We start from the raw sequence: 18,261 nt of genomic DNA, 5'->3' as shown, positions 1-18,261 counted from the left end.
TGTCCTTATAGAGTCGGAACGGCCTGGGCAGCCTGTGCCGGGGCGGAAGTTGGAAGATAGTGTTGTTCGGCGCTCATCGCCCATTGCTGATAGCGGCGATAAAGCTGTTCAAAGCGTTGTGCCTGTTCGGTGCGCGGTTGCAGGGTTTTTTCTACCGCACTGGCCATTTTTTGCTGTGCTGATGGGATGTCTGCGTGCACTTTCGCGGCGACGGCAGCGAAAATCGCCGCACCGAGCGCACAGCACTGATCAGAGGCAACAATTTGCAGCGGGCGATTCAGCACGTCGCAGCAGGCCTGCATAATGACCTGGTTTTTCCGCGCGATGCCGCCCAGCGCCATCACGTTATTGACGGCGATCCCCTGATCGGTGAAGCATTCCATAATCGCGCGAGCGCCAAAGGCGGTGGCGGCAATCAAACCGCCGAACAGCGCCGGGGCGTCGGTAGCGAGATTGAGATCGGTAATCACCCCTTTCAGGCGTTGGTTTGCGTTCGGTGTGCGGCGGCCGTTAAACCAGTCGAGCACCACCGGCAGGTGATCCAGAGACGGATTTTTGGCCCACGCCTCGGTCAGCGCCGGAAGCAGTTGTTTCTGGCTGGCGTTGATTTGCTCTTTCAGTTCCGGATGCTGGGCGGCAAGCTGTTCCAGCGGCCAGCCGAGTACGCGACCAAACTAGGCGTAGATATCACCAAAGGCCGATTGGCCTGCTTCCAGACCGATAAATCCAGGCACCACGCTGCCATCAACCTGGCCGCAAATACCTTTCACCGCGCGTTCACCGACGCTGTGTTTGTTGGCAATCAGAATGTCGCAGGTGGAAGTGCCGATAACTTTTACCAGCGCGTTAGGCTGTGCGCCTGCGCCAACTGCGCCCATATGGCAGTCAAACGCGCCGCCGGAAATCACCACGCTTTCAGGCAGGCCGAGACGCTGCGCCCATTCCGGACATAAGGTGCCCACCGGAATATCGGCAGTCCAGGTATCAGTGAATAGCGGGGAAGGTAAATGACGGTTGAGGATTGGATCCAGCTCATCAAAGAAACTGGCTGGTGGCAGGCCGCCCCAGCTTTCGTGCCACAGTGATTTATGCCCGGCGCTGCAACGTCCACGACGGATATCCTGCGGGCGGGTGGTGCCGGAAAGCAGGGCTGGCACCCAATCGCACAGCTCAACCCACGATGCGGCAGATTGCGCAACAGCGTTGTCCTGACGGGTAACGTGGAGAATTTTCGCCCAGAACCATTCGCTGGAATAAATACCGCCAATATAGCGGGAGTAGTCAACGTTGCCCGGTGTGTGACATAAGCGGGTGATCTCTTCTGCTTCTTCAACCGCAGTGTGGTCTTTCCACAATACGAACATCGCGTTCGGGTTTTCGGCAAACTCCGGGCGCAGCGCCAGCACGTTACCGTCAGCGTCAATCGGTGCGGGCGTCGAGCCGGTGCTGTCCACGCCAATTCCGACCACAGTTGCGCGCTGTTCGGCGCTAAGCTCTGCAAGCACGGTTTTCAGCGCCGCTTCCATTGACTCAATGTAGTCACGCGGATGATGACGGAACTGGTTATTCGGGGCATCACAAAATTGCCCTTTCTGCCAACGGGGATACCACTCTACGCTGGTGGCGATCTCTTCACCGGTGGCGCAGTCCACCGCCAAAGCTCGCACAGAATCACTGCCAAAATCGAGGCCAATTGCAATCGCCATCGTTTCACTCCATCCAAAAAAAACGGGTATGGAGAAACAGTAGAGAGTTGCGATAAAAACAGTCAGGCAGTATTCGCTAATCTTATGGATAAAAATGCTATTGCATAGCAAAGTGTGACGCCGTGCAAATAATCAATGTGGACTTTTCTGCCGCGATTATAGACACTTTTGTTACGCGTTTTTGTCATGGCTTTCGTCCCTCCTTGTTACAAAATGCTTTTCACAAGCGGGGTTGCCGGTTGGATTAGTGAAGATAGCCCACCAGAGACGCAATGCTGATGATGTTTAATGCAATATGGACAATTGGTTTCTTCTCTGATTGGCGGGAGTATGAAAAGTATGGCTGAAGCGCAAAATGATCCCCTGCTGCCGGGTTACTCGTTTAACGCCCATCTGGTGGCGGGGTTAACGCCGATTGAGGCCAACGGTTATCTCGATTTTTTTATCGACCGACCGCTGGGAATGAAAGGTTATATCCTCAATCTCACCATTCGCGGTCAGGGGGTGGTAAAAAATCAGGGGCGAGAATTTGTCTGTCGGCCGGGCGATATTTTGCTGTTCCCGCCGGGAGAAATTCATCACTACGGTCGTCATCCGGAGGCTCGTGAATGGTATCACCAGTGGGTTTACTTTCGTCCGCGCGCTTACTGGCATGAATGGCTTAACTGGCCGTCAATATTTGCCAATACCGGTTTCTTTCGCCCGGATGAAGCGCACCAGCCGCATTTCAGCGATCTGTTCGGGCAAATCATTAATGCCGGACAAGGGGAAGGGCGCTATTCGGAATTACTGGCGATAAATCTTCTTGAGCAATTGTTATTGCGGCGTATGGAAGCGATTAATGAGTCGCTCCATCCGCCGATGGATAATCGGGTACGCGAGGCTTGTCAGTACATCAGCGATCACCTGGCGGACAGCAATTTTGATATCGCCAGCGTCGCGCAGCATGTCTGCCTGTCGCCGTCGCGTCTGTCACATCTGTTCCGCCAGCAGTTAGGGATTAGCGTCTTAAGCTGGCGCGAGGACCAGCGCATTAGTCAGGCGAAGCTGCTTTTGAGCACCACCCGGATGCCTATCGCCACCGTCGGGCGCAATGTCGGCTTTGATGATCAACTCTATTTTTCCAGGGTATTTAAAAAATGTACCGGGGCGAGTCCTAGTGAGTTCCGTGCCGGTTGTGAAGAAAAAGTGAATGATGTAGCTGTCAGGTTGTCATAACTGGTAACGAATCAGACAATTGATGGCTTGACGGAGTGGCAATGGGTTTGCAGAATCCCTGCTTCGTCCCTTTGACAGGCACATTATGCAAGCATTGCTGGAACACTTTATTACCCAATCCACCGTGTACTCATTGATGGCGGTGTTATTGGTGGCTTTTCTGGAGTCGCTGGCGCTGGTCGGGTTGATTCTACCCGGTACGGTGCTGATGGCGGGGCTGGGGGCGCTGATTGGCAGTGGCGAGTTAAGTTTCTGGCACGCCTGGCTGGCAGGGATTATTGGCTGCCTGATGGGTGACTGGATCTCCTTCTGGCTGGGCTGGCGTTTTAAAAAGCCGTTGCATCGTTGGTCATTTCTGAAGAAAAACAAAGCACTACTCGACAAAACCGAACATGCGCTGCATCAGCACAGCATGTTCACCATTCTGGTCGGTCGTTTTGTCGGCCCGACGCGTCCGCTGGTGCCAATGGTGGCGGGGATGCTGGATCTGCCGGTGGCGAAATTTATCACGCCAAATATTATCGGCTGTTTGTTGTGGCCGCCGTTTTACTTCCTGCCGGGGATTCTGGCGGGCGCGGCGATTGATATTCCTGCCGGAATGCAGAGCGGTGAGTTTAAGTGGCTGTTGCTGGCGACGGCGGTGTTTTTGTGGGTTGGCGGCTGGCTGTGTTGGCGGTTATGGCGCAGCGGTAAAGCAACTGACCGTTTAAGTCATTATTTGTCGCGTGGTCATTTGTTGTGGCTGACACCGTTGATATCTGCCACTGGCGTGGTGGCGCTGGTGGTGTTAATTCGCCATCCGTTGATGCCGGTGTATATCGATATTTTGCGTAAAGTGGTTGGGGTTTAGGGGATAGTTTGCACCGGCGCTGGTTTGTTCCCCTCACCCTAACCCTCTCCCCAGAGGGGCGAGGGGACTGTCCGTGCGCTTTTAACCTGTAATTCCCAACAGCGCCGAAGCACTCGCCTTACCGCTCAACAACTCATCAGTCTTACCCTGCCAGGCGATGCGCCCGTCGGCGACCACCACCGAGCGCGTGGCGATCCGCGCCGCATCTTCCACACTGTGCGATACCATCAACAGCGTCATTTTTTGCTGCTGGCAGCTCGTGCTCACCAGCGTCAACATCTCCTGACGTAACGCCGGATCGAGCGCGGAGAACGGTTCATCAAGCAATAAAATCGGCTGTTCGCGTACCAGACAACGCGCTAACGCTACGCGCTGCCGCTGACCGCCGGAAAGCTCGCCAGGCAACCGCGCCATTAAATTATCAATCCCCATCTGACGGGCGATAGCGTGCATTTTCTCCTGTTGTACCGCGTTCAACTTCAATCCCGGATTTAGCCCCAGCCCGATGTTCTGCGCTACCTTCAGGTGACTGAACAGGTTGTTTTCCTGAAACAGCATTGACACCGGACGGCGTGACGGCGGCGTCGTGGTGTGCTCAACGCCGTCGATAGTCAGCGAACCGCTGGCTGGCGTCAGAAAACCGGCGATCAAATTCAGCAGGGTACTTTTACCTGCGCCGCTTGGCCCGAGGATCGCCACCTGCTCGCCGCGTTCCACCGTTAAGCTAAAACGCATCGGCAAATGGTGGTAAAGCCAGGTGATATCAGTCAGTTTTAACATTTCGCCCCGGTAGTTTTTCAATCACGGTAAACAGCAGAAAACAGAGCAGCAGCAGAATTAACGCGGTGACCGCACCGTCCTGGCTGCGATAAGAGCCAATTTGCTGGTAGAGATAAAACGGCAGGGTGCGGAAATCGTCGTTACCGAACAACGCCACCACGCCAAAATCACCAATCGACAGCACACAGGCAAAGGCCAACGCCTGCGCCAGCGGGCGTTTCAGCGCGCGAAACTCGACCACTTTTAAGCGCGACCAGCCTTCAATGCCCAGCGACTGACACAACATGCTGTAGCGGGTGGTGATATCGCGCATCGGATTTTCCAGCACCTTCAGCGCGTAAGGGATCGCCATTAACGCATTGGTGAAAATCACAATGCCGTCAGCAGATTGCGGCAGGCCAGTCGTATTGTTGAGCAGCAAAAAGAAACCCGTTGCCAGTACAATACCCGGCATGGCGAGGATCAACATGCCGCTCATCTCCAGCGCCTGACCCGCCAGTATTTTTTGCCGCGCCCGCAGTTCGCGACTGCTCCACAGCAGCATCATGGTCAGCACCACGCACAATACGCCTGCCGCCAGCGCAATACGCAACGAGGTCCACAGCGCCTGCCACAGCACCGGTTGCGTCAGCACTTCCGGTAGCTGGCGATTTACCCCATCGACGATCACCGCCAGCAACGGTGGCAGCAACAGCAGCAGCGCCAGCACAATTAACATCGTGTCGCAAATGCGGCTATGCAGACGATCGTCCGGGTCGCGCCAGCCTTGCAGCAGCGTGGTGCCGGGCGCAATGGCCTTACTCAGTCGCTGACTCAACAGCACCAGCCCAAGGCAACACACCATCTGGATCAGCGCCAGCATCGCCGCGCGGGCAGGATCGTAGTCGTAACTCAGCGCCTGATAGATTGCCAGCTCGATAGTGGTCGCCTGCGGACCGCCGCCCAGCGACAGTACGGTGGCGAAGCTGGCGAAACAGAGCATAAAGATAAGCGCGGCAACCGGCGGGATTTGTCGGCGTAACCACGGCCATTCGACGAAACGAAAGAAGTGCCAGCCGCGCATCCCAAGCTGGGCGGCAAGCTGACGTTGTTCGCCGGGAATGTTTTCCAGTGCCTGGAGTAATAAGCGGCTCGCCATCGGCAGATTAAAAAATACATGCGCCAGCAAAATGCCTTGCAGGCCGTAGGGCGAAAATGTCCATTCCAGACCAAGCGTTTGCCAGAGTGATGCCAGCCAGCCCTGACGACCATAGACGCTAAGAATGCCGAAAACGGCCACCAGCACCGGGAGGATCAAGGTCATGGCGCACAGACGCAACAGCGCCAGCCGTCCTGGAAAGCGCCTGCGGTAGAGGGCGCGGGCAAGGAATATCGCGGGCACGACAGAGAGCAGCGCCGAGAGAAACGCCTGCCAGAAGGAGAAGCGCACCACATGCCACAGGTAGCTGTCCTGCCAGATTGTAACCCAGTCACCCTGCGGCGCGTTCCACCACAGGGCAAGAAACGCCGCCAGTGCAACCGCCACCACAAGCGTAGCGGCGCTTATGCCTGGAATTAACCAGCCGGGAATTAACGGCTGACGGCGCGTTGCCATTCGCTAATCCATGCCTGACGTTGTGCCGCCACTTCGGCGGGCGTGAACTCCAGCGTGGTTGCCGGTTTGGTCAATTGTTCAAACCCGGCTGGCAGCGTGATATTTGCCACCGGATACATCCAGTTGCCGGTTGGGATCGCATTCTGAAAAGCCGGAGAAACCATAAACTGGAGGAATTTTTGCGCCAGCTCCGGCTGTTTGCTGGCAGCGGTGCGGGCGGCGACTTCCACTTGCAAATAGTGACCTTCGCTGAAGTTCGCGGCGGCGTAGTTATCTTTCTTCTCTTCGAGAATGTGATAAGCCGGAGAGGTGGTGTAACTCAGTACCAGATCGCTTTCGCCTTTTAAAAACAGGCCGTAGGCTTCGCTCCAGCCTTTGGTGACCGTGACCGTTTTCTTCGCCAGTTTCTGCCAGGCTTGTGGGGCGTCATCGCCATAGACTTTTTGCATCCACAACAGCAGGCCCAGCCCCGGCGTACTGGTGCGCGGATCCTGATAAATCACCCGCCAGTTTTGATCGCTTTCAACCAGCTCTTTCAGGCTTTGCGGAGGATTTTTCAGTTTGTTCTTGTCATAGACGAAGGCGAAATAGCCGTAATCAAACGGGACGAAAGTGTCATTATTCCAGCCGCCGGGAACGTTAACGGCATCCGCTGCCATACCGCTTTTAGCAAACAGCCCGGTTTTGCTGGCGGCGTCTAGCAGGTTGTTATCCAGCCCCAGCACCACATCGGCTTTGCTGTTTTTGCCTTCCATCCGCAGACGGTTGAGAAGCGAAACGCCATCTTCCAGCGCCACCAGTTTCAGTTCGCAATTACAGTCGGCTTCAAAGGCTTTTTTAACCACCGGACCAGGCCCCCAGTCGGCGGCGAAGGAGTCGTAGGTATAAACAGTCAGAACGGGTTTAGCAAAAACGGGCGCTGTGCACAGCAACAGCAGGGGAAGACATTTTTTTAACACTTTGCACCTCAAAAAAGAGTGGCAAAGGACTTGAGAAGGAGCCTCAAATCCCTTCGCCGGCGTTATCCGGATCAGGTTCGACGGGTATTTTCTCAGCGCACGCGTCTGCGTGGCACCCCGTTGAGAACGGCGTTAGTGTAGTGATTTTGTTATCAACCAGCAATCATGGATCCGGCGGCGCAAACCACGCCGATTTAAAATCGAACCAACCGAGGGTATTCATGCGCAGGCCGCGCATACTGCGTTGCCCCTGAATAATCAGCCAGTGATGGATCAGCGGCACCATTGCTTTGCTGGCGACCAGTTGCTGGCACCAGTTCGCCAGATTCATCTCGCCATTGCGCCAGCGGGCGGCGTCGGCTTGCCAGTCGATCTGAATACAGTGTTGTAGCAACGGCACCTCGCACAAGTGCGCGAACAGCGAAAAATCTAGCGGTAGCGTAAAGTTGGCGCTGTTAAGCCAGATGTCGCTTTCGATCTCACCTTCGTGCCACTGATCGTAGCTGATCTCTTTGATTTCCAGCGTGACATGGTGACTTGCCAGAATCTGCTGCATGATCCTGGCAATGACCCGATGTTCAATATGATCCTGGTAAAAGGTCAGGGTGAGATGTTCCAGTCCGGCTGGTTTTTCGCAATGTGTCGGGCGGGCATGGTGCCAGCGGGGGAGCATTCCATAAGCCGGGAACCACAGTTGCTGGTACTGTTCCTCGGCGAAATAAACCAGATTGGTCGGAGAAAGCACATAGCTTACCCAGTTTCTGACTTGCTGATTCGCCCCGCGATGGGTGCGGCTGTCGAACAGTAAATAGTAGCAACCTTCCTCCAGACGGCTTTCAATCTCTTTTTCCTCGCCCTGTGGTCCTTTCAGCATCAGCCCTCCGGCTGGCTCGTCGGCAATTTCCGGCAAGACCCAGACGTTAACCTCGTCGATTAGCGCGCGATAACCGAAGAAGTCATCGAATGCCTGAATTTTCAGTTGATTGGCGCTGTTACGCATTACCGCATACGGACCGGTGCCGATGGGATGGCTGGCAAAGTTGCTGAGGTTTTCCCATTCACGCGGCAGGATCATCGCCGGAACTTGCCCCAGCAGTAACGGCAACCAGCGGTCTGGCTGCGTGAGATGGATATCCAGCGTCCAGGGCGTCGGCGATACAATTTCAGCAATATGCGAATAGAGCGGCAGCGTATTGATCCGTTTCAATGAGGCGATCACGTCGTCCATTTCCAGTTCACGCCCATGATGAAAATGAACTCCCGGGCGTAAAAAGAAACGCCAGTGAAGCGGGGAAATTTGTTGCCAGTGGTGGGCGATGTCCGCTTCCAGTTCCCCATTTTCCTCATTTATGCGGGTTAACGCGCTGAAGATTTGCCGGGCGATATGCGTTTCGGAACGGCGTAATGCGCTGCCAGGCAGCAGGTTGCGCAACGGACGATAGTAGAGGACGCGCAGGATGTGTCGCCCCTGGCGGAAGCTACGCCCCAGATGAGAGACCAGCATTTGCCGCACGGCGCTTTTATCACCGACAAGTTGTACCAGTTGGTCGATGCGATCCTGCTCCAGCAGATCCTCTGCCCGCTGTTGTTGTAGCGCCAGCCCGGTATAGAGGAACGTTAAACGCGAGCGTTTGCCGCGCCCGACTTCCGCTTCCCACGTCAGCCAGCCGCGATCCTGCATGGTGTTGAGCAGGGTGCGCATATGACGACGGGAGCAGCTCAATAACTCCGCCAGTTCGTTCAGCGTTGTCTCCTGAGATTTACCCTCACAGCATTGCCACAGGCGGATGAACTGTTGTTGCAGACGAGCAGATGGCATAAAAGGGGAACTCCTGCGCAAAAGTCAGCAATTTTATTTTCCCTATATTAAGTCAATAATTCTTAACGATGAAGCAATGAGGTATCCCATGCGTCAGTTTTAGCGGCACTATTTTATCGTGACAGAGAAGATGTGCTGGCTTCGCGGGTTAAGCGTTCTACAACGTTTAGCTATGCCTGAAGAACAAGATGCAGTGGGAGGGGAGTGATTCTGACTACTGATTTGCAGACATCATGTGTGACTGAGTATTGGTGTTAATCGCCACGCCAGCAGTGAATACCTGCTGGCTTTTTTCTTTTTAGCGATTGAGTGCCGGACGGTGTACAAACTAACGCATAAACGCCGGTTGCTTCTCTTCATAAGCCGCAATGGCGTCGTCGTGCTGCAGGGTCAGACCGATGCTGTCCAGACCATTCATCATGCAGTGGCGGCGGAAGGCATCGATGGTAAAGCGATAGGTTTTCTCTCCCGCTTTCACCTCTTGCGCCTCCAGATCCACATCGAAGTGAATCCCCGGATTGGCTTTCACCAGGGCAAACAGCTCGTCCACTTCTTCATCGCTTAATTTCACCGGCAGCAACTGGTTATTAAAGCTGTTACCGTAAAAGATATCGGCGAAACTCGGCGCAATCACCACTTTAAAACCGTAATCGGTCAACGCCCACGGCGCGTGCTCACGCGAGGAACCGCAGCCGAAGTTTTCTCGCGCCAGCAAAATGGAAGCCCCTTGATATTGCGGGAAGTTCAGCACAAAGTCCGGGTTTGGCTGTTGGCCTTTTTCATCGAGAAAACGCCAGTCGTTAAACAGATGCGCGCCAAAACCAGTGCGCGTCACTTTCTGCAAAAACTGTTTCGGGATAATCGCATCGGTATCGACATTGGCGGCATCCAGCGGAACCACCAGGCCTGTGTGTTTGATAAATTTCTCTGCCATAGTGTGCTCCTTATTTGATGTTGCGAATGTCGGCGAAATGTCCGGTCACGGCAGCGGCGGCCGCCATTGCCGGGCTGACCAGATGCGTGCGCCCGCCGCGCCCCTGGCGGCCTTCAAAGTTACGGTTGCTGGTAGAGGCACAACGCTCGCCCGGATTCAGACGGTCGTTGTTCATCGCCAGACACATTGAGCAGCCAGGCAAGCGCCATTCAAAACCGGCTTCAATAAAGATTTTGTCCAGACCTTCTGCTTCTGCCTGGGCTTTTACCGGACCGGAGCCGGGAACCACCAGTGCCTGTACGCCTGGCGCGACTTTCCGGCCTTTGGCGATTTCCGCCGCCGCGCGTAAATCTTCAATACGTGAGTTGGTACAGGAGCCGATAAACACTTTGTCGATAGCCACTTCGGTCAGCGGAATACCCGGTTTCAGCCCCATATAGGCCAACGCTTTTTCTGCCGACGCGCGTTCAACCGGATCGGTAAACGAAGCGGGATCAGGGATATTCTCGTTAACGGAGATCACCTGTCCTGGGTTAGTTCCCCAGGTCACCTGCGGGGCGATCTCTTCTGCCTGTAAAGTAACAACGGTATCGAAAGTTGCGCCTTCGTCGGTTTGCAGGGTTTTCCAGTAGGCGACGGCGTCGTCGAAATCTTTGCCTTTCGGCGCATGAAGACGGCCTTTGACATAGTTAAAGGTGGTTTCGTCCGGCGCAACCAGACCAGCTTTCGCACCCATTTCGATTGCCATATTGCACAGAGTCATGCGGCCTTCCATGCTTAAATCACGGATTGCTTCGCCGCAAAACTCCACCACATGTCCGGTGCCGCCTGCGCTGCCGGTTTTACCGATGATCGCCAGCACGATATCTTTCGCGGTAATGCCAGGCGCAGCTTTGCCCTGGACTTCAATTTTCATGGTCTTCGCACGACCCTGTTTCAGGGTTTGCGTTGCCAGTACGTGTTCAACTTCGGAAGTACCGATACCAAACGCCAGTGCGCCAAACGCGCCGTGAGTGGCGGTATGTGAGTCACCGCAAACAATGGTCATCCCCGGCAAGGTGACACCCTGTTCTGGCCCCATCACGTGGACGATCCCCTGATACGGGTGATTCAGGTCATACAGCTCAACGCCAAACTCTTTGCAGTTTTTGATCAGTTCCTGCATCTGGATGCGCGCCATTTCACCGCAGGCATTAATGTCTTTGGTCTGGGTAGAGACGTTGTGATCCATGGTGGCGAAGGTTTTACCTGGCTGACGCACCGGGCGGCCGTGGGCGCGCAGGCCATCGAACGCCTGCGGTGAGGTCACTTCATGTACCAGATGGCGGTCGATATATAACAGAGGGGTTTCGTTTTCAGCTTCGTAGACTACGTGAGCGTCGAACAATTTTTCGTATAACGTCTTAGCCATGATTACACCCCTTCTGCCACATAGCGGGCAATGATATCGCCCATTTCATCGGTACTAACGGCGGCAGCGCCACGGGCTAAATCCCCGGTGCGAATGCCTTCTTCTAATGCGCGGTTAATGGCGCGTTCAATGGCGGAAGCCGCATCATCGGCATCCAGGCTGTAGCGCAGCAGCAGTGCCAGCGACAGAATTTGCGCAATCGGGTTGGCGATGTTTTTGCCTGCGATATCTGGTGCTGAGCCGCCCGCCGGTTCATACAGTCCAAAACCTTGTTCGTTCAGGCTGGCGGAAGGCAACATCCCCATCGAGCCAGTGATCATCGCGCACTCATCAGAAAGAATGTCGCCAAACAGGTTGGAGCACAGCAGAACGTCAAACTGCGATGGATCTTTAATCAGCTGCATGGTGGCATTGTCGATGTACATATGCGCCAGTTCGACATCCGGATATTCAATGGCGATCTCGTTAACGATCTCCCGCCATAAAATAGAGGATTGCAGCACGTTGGCTTTATCGATCGACGTCACTTTGTGGCGACGCTTGCGGGCAGATTCAAACGCGATGCGAGCGATACGCTCGATCTCAAAACGGTGATACACCTCGGTATCAAACGCTTTTTCATATTGTCCGCTACCTTCGCGGCCTTTGGGCTGACCGAAATAGATGCCGCCGGTCAGTTCGCGCACGCACAGGATGTCGAAGCCGTTAGCGGCAATGTCTGCTCGCAGCGGGCAGAACGCTTCCAGTCCCTGATACAGTTTTGCCGGACGCAGGTTGCTGAATAATTTGAAGTGCTTACGCAAAGGCAACAGCGCGCCGCGTTCCGGTTGCTGGTCTGGTGGTAAATGTTCCCACTTCGGGCCACCAACTGAGCCAAACAGCACGGCATCGGCTTGCTCACAACCTTCAACCGTCGCAGGCGGCAGTGGTTGCCCGTGGTTATCAATGGCTGCGCCGCCTACATCGTAATGGCTGGTGGTGATGCGCATCGCAAAGCGGTTGCGCACGGCGTCCAGCACTTTCAGCGCCTGGGTCATCACTTCCGGCCCGATCCCATCTCCGGGCAATACGGCAATATGATAATTCTTCGACATCACACGGTTTCCTTGTTGTTTTCGTTGTGTTGAGCTTTGCGTTGCAACTCTTTTTCGACTTCTGCGGCGCGCCAGATATTGTTCAGCACGTGTACCATCGCTTTGGCGGATGACTCGACAATATCAGTGGCCAGGCCGACGCCGTGGAAGCGGCGACCATTGTAGTTGGCGACAATATCCACCTGACCCAGCGCATCTTTACCGTGACCTTTGGCGGTCAGGCTGTATTTCACCAGTTCGACGTTGTAGTCAGTGATGCGGTTAATTGCCTGGTAGACGGCATCGACCGGGCCGTTGCCGTTGGCGGCTTCCGCTTTTACTTCCTCGCCACAGACCAGTTTGACGGCGGCGGTGGCGATATCGTTAGAGCCAGACTGCACGCTGAAGTAATCCAGACGGAAATGCTCCGGTTCTTCTTGCTGTTTACCGATGAAGGCCAGCGCCTCCAGGTCGTAATCAAACACCTGACCTTTCTTATCTGCCAGTTTCAGGAACGCGTCGTACAGGTTGTCTAAATTATATTCACTTTCTTTATATCCCATCTCATCCATGCGGTGTTTCACCGCCGCACGACCGGAACGAGAGGTCAAATTCAACTGGATTTGGTTCAGACCAATAGATTCTGGTGTCATGATTTCGTAGTTTTCGCGGTTTTTCAGCACACCATCCTGGTGAATACCTGAGGAGTGTGCGAACGCACCGCTGCCGACAATGGCTTTGTTTGCCGGGATCGGCATATTACAAATCTGGCTAACTAGCTGGCTGGTGCGCCATATTTCCTGGTGATTAATGGCGGTGTGGACGTTGAGAATATCCTTACGTACCTTAATCGCCATGATCACTTCTTCCAGCGAACAGTTACCGGCACGCTCGCCGATCCCGTTCATCGCGCCTTCTACCTGCCGCGCTCCGGCATGTACCGCCGCCAGTGAGTTGCCGACCGCCAGGCCTAAGTCGTCGTGGGTATGCACGGAAATAATGGCTTTATCGATGTTCGGTACACGTTCATACAGGCCGCTGATGATTCCGGCGAACTCAAACGGCATGGTGTAGCCCACGGTATCCGGAATGTTGATGGTGGTGGCGCCGGCGTTAATTGCCGCTTCGACCACTCGCGCCAGGTCGGCAATCGGTGTGCGTCCGGCATCTTCACAAGAAAACTCAACGTCATCAGTGTAATTACGTGCGCGTTTCACCATATAAATAGCACGTTCGATAACCTCATCCAGCGTACTGCGCAGCTTGGTGGCGATGTGCATTGGGGAGGTAGCAATAAAGGTATGAATACGGAAGGCTTCGGCGACTTTCAGGGATTCGGCCGCCACGTCGATATCTTTCTCCACGCAGCGGGCTAACGCACATACGCGGCTATTTTTGATCTGGCGGGCGATGGTTTGCACCGATTCAAAATCGCCCGGCGAAGAGACGGGGAAACCAACTTCCATCACGTCAACCCCCATACGCTCAAGACCCAGCGCAATTTGCAGTTTTTCTTTCACACTCAAGCTTGCCTGTAACGCCTGTTCACCGTCGCGCAATGTGGTATCGAAAATAATGACTTGCTGGCTCATGGTTTGGGTCCTTATCTCTTTTAGAGCGCCTCGCTTCGGGCATAAAAAAACCCGCGCAATGGCGCGGGTTTTTTGTTTGACTGCGTGCTGGCTTAATGCTGAATGCCGCTCACTCGTCTACCGCGCAAAGAAGATGCGTTTAGTAGTAGTAGACCGATAAAGCGAACGATGTGAGTCATTAAATCAGCTCCAGATGAATGCGATATGCTTTTAGAGTTACTGGATACAAAAACGGATGTCAACCCTGACGCAACAAAAACGTCCCGTCAGTGTGAGTTCTGCATGAGTTGAATTAGCTAATTGTGCTGCGCGGGTTAAAACAGTCGATATTAATTTCTGCTTAACCACACATACCTTTCATTGGTGGACATACTTCAGAATAATTTATGGCATTTAATCAATGAGGTAAGAAGGAGGGAAATTTATTCTTTACCCTATCTATCCTGATGATTTGTATTGAATTATATTTTGAGTGAATGTTTTGATATTGATTTTATGAATATTATTGATCGATTAATGTTAAGAATTAATGCATCAAATATATAAATGAATTATTAAATGCGCACGTTTAATCCATTTTTTGGATGATTGAGTATTCGCGGAACTTATGATTAGATTGTTTTCGCAACAAAAACATTATGGATTATTATGCTGTGGTGAATGACTCTTCGCACGGCAATGGATTCTGTTTTTATCAGAACCCGTATCTTTATGTTTTCCTAATTTTACGCATTTTTCTTTTTCTTATTTTATATGCATGGTAAATCATATTTTTCAGGATTATTTCTCTGCATTCCAATAAGGGAAAGGGAGTTAAGTGTGACAGTGGAGTTAACTATGTCAGAGGTAAAAACAGATCATCCAGAAATTGCGGAGTTAAGTAAGCCACAGCTACGCATGGTCGATCTAAACTTATTAACCGTTTTCGATGCCGTGATGCAGGAGCAGAACATTACCCGTGCCGCGCATGTTCTGGGCATGTCGCAACCTGCGGTCAGTAACGCTGTTGCACGCCTGAAGGTGATGTTTAATGACGAGCTTTTTGTTCGTTATGGGCGTGGTATCCAACCGACTGCCCGCGCTTTTCAACTTTTTGGCTCTGTGCGTCAGGCGCTGCAATTAGTGCAAAACGAATTACCAGGTTCAGGTTTTGAGCCGGCCAGCAGCGAACGTGTATTCCATCTTTGCGTTTGCAGCCCGTTAGATAGCATTCTTACCTCGCAGATTTATAATCACATTGAGCAAATCGCGCCAAATATTCATGTGATATTCAAGTCTTCATTAAATCAGAACACCGAACATCAGCTACGTTATCAGGAAACGGAGTTTGTTATTAGTTATGAAGACTTCCATCGTCCTGAATTTACCAGTGTGCCATTATTTAAAGATGAAATGGTGCTGGTAGCCAGCAAGAACCATCCGACTATTAAAGGCCCATTACTGAAACATGACGTTTATAACGAACAACATGCGGCGGTTTCGCTTGATCGTTTCGCGTCATTTAGTCAACCGTGGTATGACACGGTAGATAAGCAAGCCAGTATCGCGTATCAGGGCATGGCAATGATGAGCGTTCTTAGCGTGGTGTCGCAAACGCATCTGGTTGCTATTGCGCCGCGTTGGCTGGCTGAAGAGTTCGCTGAGTCCTTAGAGTTACAGGTATTACCGCTGCCATTAAAACAAAATAGCAGAACCTGTTACCTCTCCTGGCATGAGGCTGCCGGGCGTGATAAAGGCCATCAATGGATGGAAGAGCAATTAGTCTCTATTTGTAAACGTTAAACAAAGGCAGAATAAATCAGGCGCGTAATTCTGGTTTATTCTGCATTTTTTATTAAATGTAGAATTTTATTCTGAATACGTGTTTGCCCTGATTTTAGAAATAATGAAAAAATAGAGAAATTGCTGTAACTGGTCGAATTTGACCGATTTATTATCAATTCTGTCCGCCATTCTGGATTATTTTATCGTTTATTTTCTCCTTTCCTCCTGTTTATTCTTATTTCTTCACGCTTGTGACTCTGCTTGTCAATTGCTTAAGCAAGATCGGACGGTTAATGTGTTTTACACATTTTTTCCGCCAAATAGTGAGGCAAGCCATGGAGATGTTGTCTGGAGCCGAGATGGTCGTCCGATCGCTTATCGATCAGGGCGTTAAGCAAGTATTCGGTTATCCCGGAGGCGCGGTCCTTGATATTTACGATGCATTGCATACCGTGGGCGGTATTGATCACGTATTAGTTCGTCATGAGCAGGCAGCGGTACATATGGCCGATGGCCTGGCGCGGGCGACCGGAGAAGTGGGCGTTGTGCTGGTGACATCGGGTCCTGGAGCCACCAACGCAATTACCGGTATCGCCACCGCCTATATGGACTCCATTCCGCTGGTTATCCTTTCCGGGCAGGTGGCAACCTCGCTGATAGGTTACGATGCCTTTCAGGAGTGTGACATGGTGGGAATTTCCCGACCGGTGGTTAAACACAGTTTTCTGGTTAAGCAAACGGAAGACATTCCGCAGGTGCTGAAAAAGGCTTTCTGGCTGGCGGCAAGCGGGCGTCCTGGTCCGGTGGTGGTTGATTTACCGAAAGATATTCTTAATCCGGCGAACAAATTACCTTACGTCTGGCCGGAATCGGTCAGTATGCGCTCGTATAACCCGACAACGTTGGGTCATAAAGGGCAGATTAAACGTGCACTACAAACGCTGGCTGCGGCGAAAAAACCGGTCGTTTACGTAGGCGGTGGTGCAGTGACTGCGGCTTGCCATCAACAACTCAAACAGATTATTGAGCAACTTAATCTTCCTGTCGTCTCGTCATTAATGGGATTAGGCGCGTTTCCGGCAACGCATCGTCAGGCGCTGGGAATGTTGGGAATGCACGGCACTTACGAAGCCAATATGACAATGCATAATGCCGATGTCATTTTTGCGGTTGGTGTACGCTTTGATGACCGCACTACTAACAATCTGGCAAAGTACTGCCCAAATGCGACGGTGTTACATATTGATATCGATCCTACCTCGATCTCAAAAACCGTGACCGCCGACATCCCGATCGTTGGCGATGCGCGGCTGGTGTTGGATCAAATGCTGGAGTTGTTGGCACAAGAAACGGCTCACCAACCGTTGGATGAAATCCGCGACTGGTGGCAGAAAATTGAACAGTGGCGCGCTCGCCAGTGCCTGAAATACGACACTCAGAGCGAAAAGATTAAACCGCAGGCGGTGATAGAGACGCTCTGGCGACTGACGAAGGGGGACGCTTACGTTACGTCCGACGTCGGGCAGCACCAGATGTTCGCCGCACTTTATTATCCTTTCGACAAACCGCGTCGCTGGATCAACTCCGGTGGCCTCGGCACCATGGGGTTTGGTTTACCTGCGGCGCTGGGCGTCAAAATGGCGTTGCCGGAAGAAACTGTGGTCTGCGTTACTGGCGACGGCAGTATTCAGATGAATATTCAGGAGCTGTCTACAGCCTTGCAATACGAGCTTCCGGTGCTGGTGGTGAATCTTAATAACCGCTATCTGGGGATGGTGAAACAGTGGCAGGACATGATCTATTCCGGCCGTCATTCACAATCTTATATGCAATCTCTGCCAGATTTCGTCCGCCTGGCAGAAGCCTATGGTCATGTTGGTATCCAGATTTCGCGCCCGGATGAGCTGGAAAGTAAACTTGGCGAGGCGCTGGAACAGGTACGAAATAATCGCCTGGTATTTGTTGATGTCACCGTCGATGGCAGTGAGCACGTTTATCCGATGCAGATTCGCGGGGGCGGAATGGATGAAATGTGGTTAAGCAAAACGGAGAGAACCTGATTATGCGCCGGATATTATCAGTATTACTCGAAAATGAATCAGGCGCGTTATCCCGCGTGATCGGCCTTTTTGCCCAGCGTGGCTATAACATTGAAAGCCTGACCGTTGCGCCAACCGACGATCCGACATTATCGCGCATGACTATCCAGACCGTGGGCGATGAAAAAGTGCTTGAGCAAATCGAAAAGCAATTACACAAGCTGGTCGATGTGTTGCGCGTGAGCGAGCTAGGGCAGGGCGCGCACGTTGAGCGGGAGATTATGCTGGTGAAAATTCAGGCCAGCGGCTATGGACGTGACGAAGTGAAACGCAATACGGAAATATTTCGTGGGCAAATCATTGATGTCACGCCTTCGCTTTATACCGTTCAACTGGCAGGCACCAGCGATAAACTCGACGCATTTTTAGCATCGATTCGCGATGTGGCGAAAATTGTTGAAGTTGCCCGCTCCGGCGTCGTCGGTCTTTCGCGCGGCGATAAAATAATGCGTTGAGAATGAT

Annotated in this window: 14 protein-coding genes, 1 pseudogene and 1 riboswitch; of the genes and pseudogenes, 5 read left to right on the top strand and 10 right to left on the bottom strand. The window is 52.8% G+C overall.

What is annotated here, in order from left to right; all coding sequences use genetic code 11:
- Window positions 1-5 precede the first annotated feature (5 nt).
- Window positions 6-1,706: pseudogene (gene araB / locus A7Z29_RS09600) on the bottom strand (ribulokinase).
- Window positions 1,707-2,045: 339 nt separating this feature from the next.
- On the opposite strand from araB, the gene araC reads away from it, so the two are divergent.
- Both araC and A7Z29_RS09585 read left to right on the top strand, forming a co-directional pair.
- A complete protein-coding gene (araC, locus tag A7Z29_RS09590; protein WP_016159393.1) occupies window positions 2,046-2,924 on the top strand; it encodes an arabinose operon transcriptional regulator AraC in 879 nt (292 codons plus the stop codon).
- A gap of 85 nt (window positions 2,925-3,009) precedes the next feature.
- Window positions 3,010-3,774, top strand: a complete 765-nt coding sequence (locus A7Z29_RS09585; RefSeq protein ID WP_001148380.1) for a DedA family protein — start codon at window positions 3,010-3,012, stop codon at window positions 3,772-3,774.
- An 81-nt stretch (window positions 3,775-3,855) separates the two neighbouring features.
- Here A7Z29_RS09585 and thiQ read toward each other — a convergent pair whose 3' ends face one another.
- The 9 genes from thiQ to leuL form a co-directional block, all read right to left on the bottom strand.
- Window positions 3,856-4,554, bottom strand: a complete 699-nt coding sequence (gene thiQ / locus A7Z29_RS09580; RefSeq protein ID WP_105290137.1) for a thiamine ABC transporter ATP-binding protein ThiQ — start codon at window positions 4,552-4,554, stop codon at window positions 3,856-3,858.
- Entirely contained in the window at window positions 4,538-6,148 is a 1,611-nt protein-coding gene (thiP, locus tag A7Z29_RS09575) for a thiamine/thiamine pyrophosphate ABC transporter permease ThiP (protein ID WP_105290136.1), read from the bottom strand. Before thiP ends, thiQ begins: the two co-directional genes overlap by 17 nt.
- A complete protein-coding gene (gene thiB, locus A7Z29_RS09570) occupies window positions 6,124-7,107 on the bottom strand; it encodes a thiamine ABC transporter substrate binding subunit (RefSeq protein ID WP_105290135.1) in 984 nt (327 codons plus the stop codon). The genes thiP and thiB overlap by 25 nt, the downstream gene beginning before the upstream one ends.
- Window positions 7,108-7,137: 30 nt before the next feature.
- A riboswitch (TPP riboswitch) is annotated at window positions 7,138-7,237 on the bottom strand.
- 33 nt (window positions 7,238-7,270) lie between these two features.
- The gene (gene sgrR / locus A7Z29_RS09565) at window positions 7,271-8,926 is read right to left on the bottom strand and encodes a DNA-binding transcriptional regulator SgrR (protein WP_024212614.1); all 1,656 of its coding nucleotides are present in this window, start codon (window positions 8,924-8,926) and stop codon (window positions 7,271-7,273) included.
- A gap of 328 nt (window positions 8,927-9,254) precedes the next feature.
- Window positions 9,255-9,860, bottom strand: coding sequence for a 3-isopropylmalate dehydratase small subunit (gene leuD / locus A7Z29_RS09555; RefSeq protein ID WP_000818244.1), 606 nt, complete (start codon window positions 9,858-9,860; stop codon window positions 9,255-9,257).
- Window positions 9,861-9,870: 10 nt separating this feature from the next.
- Window positions 9,871-11,271: a 3-isopropylmalate dehydratase large subunit gene (gene leuC / locus A7Z29_RS09550; RefSeq protein WP_105290134.1), complete on the bottom strand. Its 1,401-nt coding sequence runs from the start codon at window positions 11,269-11,271 to the stop codon at window positions 9,871-9,873.
- Window positions 11,272-11,273: 2 nt separating this feature from the next.
- Complete coding sequence (gene leuB, locus A7Z29_RS09545; RefSeq protein WP_000042349.1) at window positions 11,274-12,365, bottom strand: 3-isopropylmalate dehydrogenase; 1,092 nt, start codon at window positions 12,363-12,365, stop codon at window positions 11,274-11,276.
- The gene (leuA, locus tag A7Z29_RS09540) at window positions 12,365-13,936 is read right to left on the bottom strand and encodes a 2-isopropylmalate synthase (RefSeq protein WP_000082869.1); all 1,572 of its coding nucleotides are present in this window, start codon (window positions 13,934-13,936) and stop codon (window positions 12,365-12,367) included. The genes leuB and leuA overlap by 1 nt, the downstream gene beginning before the upstream one ends.
- A 92-nt stretch (window positions 13,937-14,028) precedes the next feature.
- Window positions 14,029-14,115, bottom strand: coding sequence for a leu operon leader peptide (gene leuL / locus A7Z29_RS09535; protein ID WP_001300467.1), 87 nt, complete (start codon window positions 14,113-14,115; stop codon window positions 14,029-14,031).
- Between the two features lie 658 nt (window positions 14,116-14,773).
- On the opposite strand from leuL, the gene leuO reads away from it, so the two are divergent.
- The 3 genes from leuO (at window position 14,774) to ilvN (ending at window position 18,254) form a co-directional block, all read left to right on the top strand.
- A complete protein-coding gene (gene leuO, locus A7Z29_RS09530; protein ID WP_010345415.1) occupies window positions 14,774-15,718 on the top strand; it encodes a transcriptional regulator LeuO in 945 nt (314 codons plus the stop codon).
- Between the two features lie 317 nt (window positions 15,719-16,035).
- Window positions 16,036-17,760: an acetolactate synthase 3 large subunit gene (ilvI, locus tag A7Z29_RS09525; RefSeq protein ID WP_032224415.1), complete on the top strand. Its 1,725-nt coding sequence runs from the start codon at window positions 16,036-16,038 to the stop codon at window positions 17,758-17,760.
- Between the two features lie 2 nt (window positions 17,761-17,762).
- Window positions 17,763-18,254: an acetolactate synthase small subunit gene (gene ilvN, locus A7Z29_RS09520; RefSeq protein ID WP_010355142.1), complete on the top strand. Its 492-nt coding sequence runs from the start codon at window positions 17,763-17,765 to the stop codon at window positions 18,252-18,254.
- Window positions 18,255-18,261: the final 7 nt, after the last annotated feature.

Origin of the sequence: Escherichia sp. MOD1-EC6842 (assembly GCF_002965705.1) — a bacterium.
In the GTDB taxonomy this organism is placed as follows: domain Bacteria; phylum Pseudomonadota; class Gammaproteobacteria; order Enterobacterales; family Enterobacteriaceae; genus Escherichia; species Escherichia ruysiae.
The sequence above is the reverse complement of the archived record's forward strand: the minus strand, read 5'-3'. Positions and strand labels throughout refer to the sequence as shown.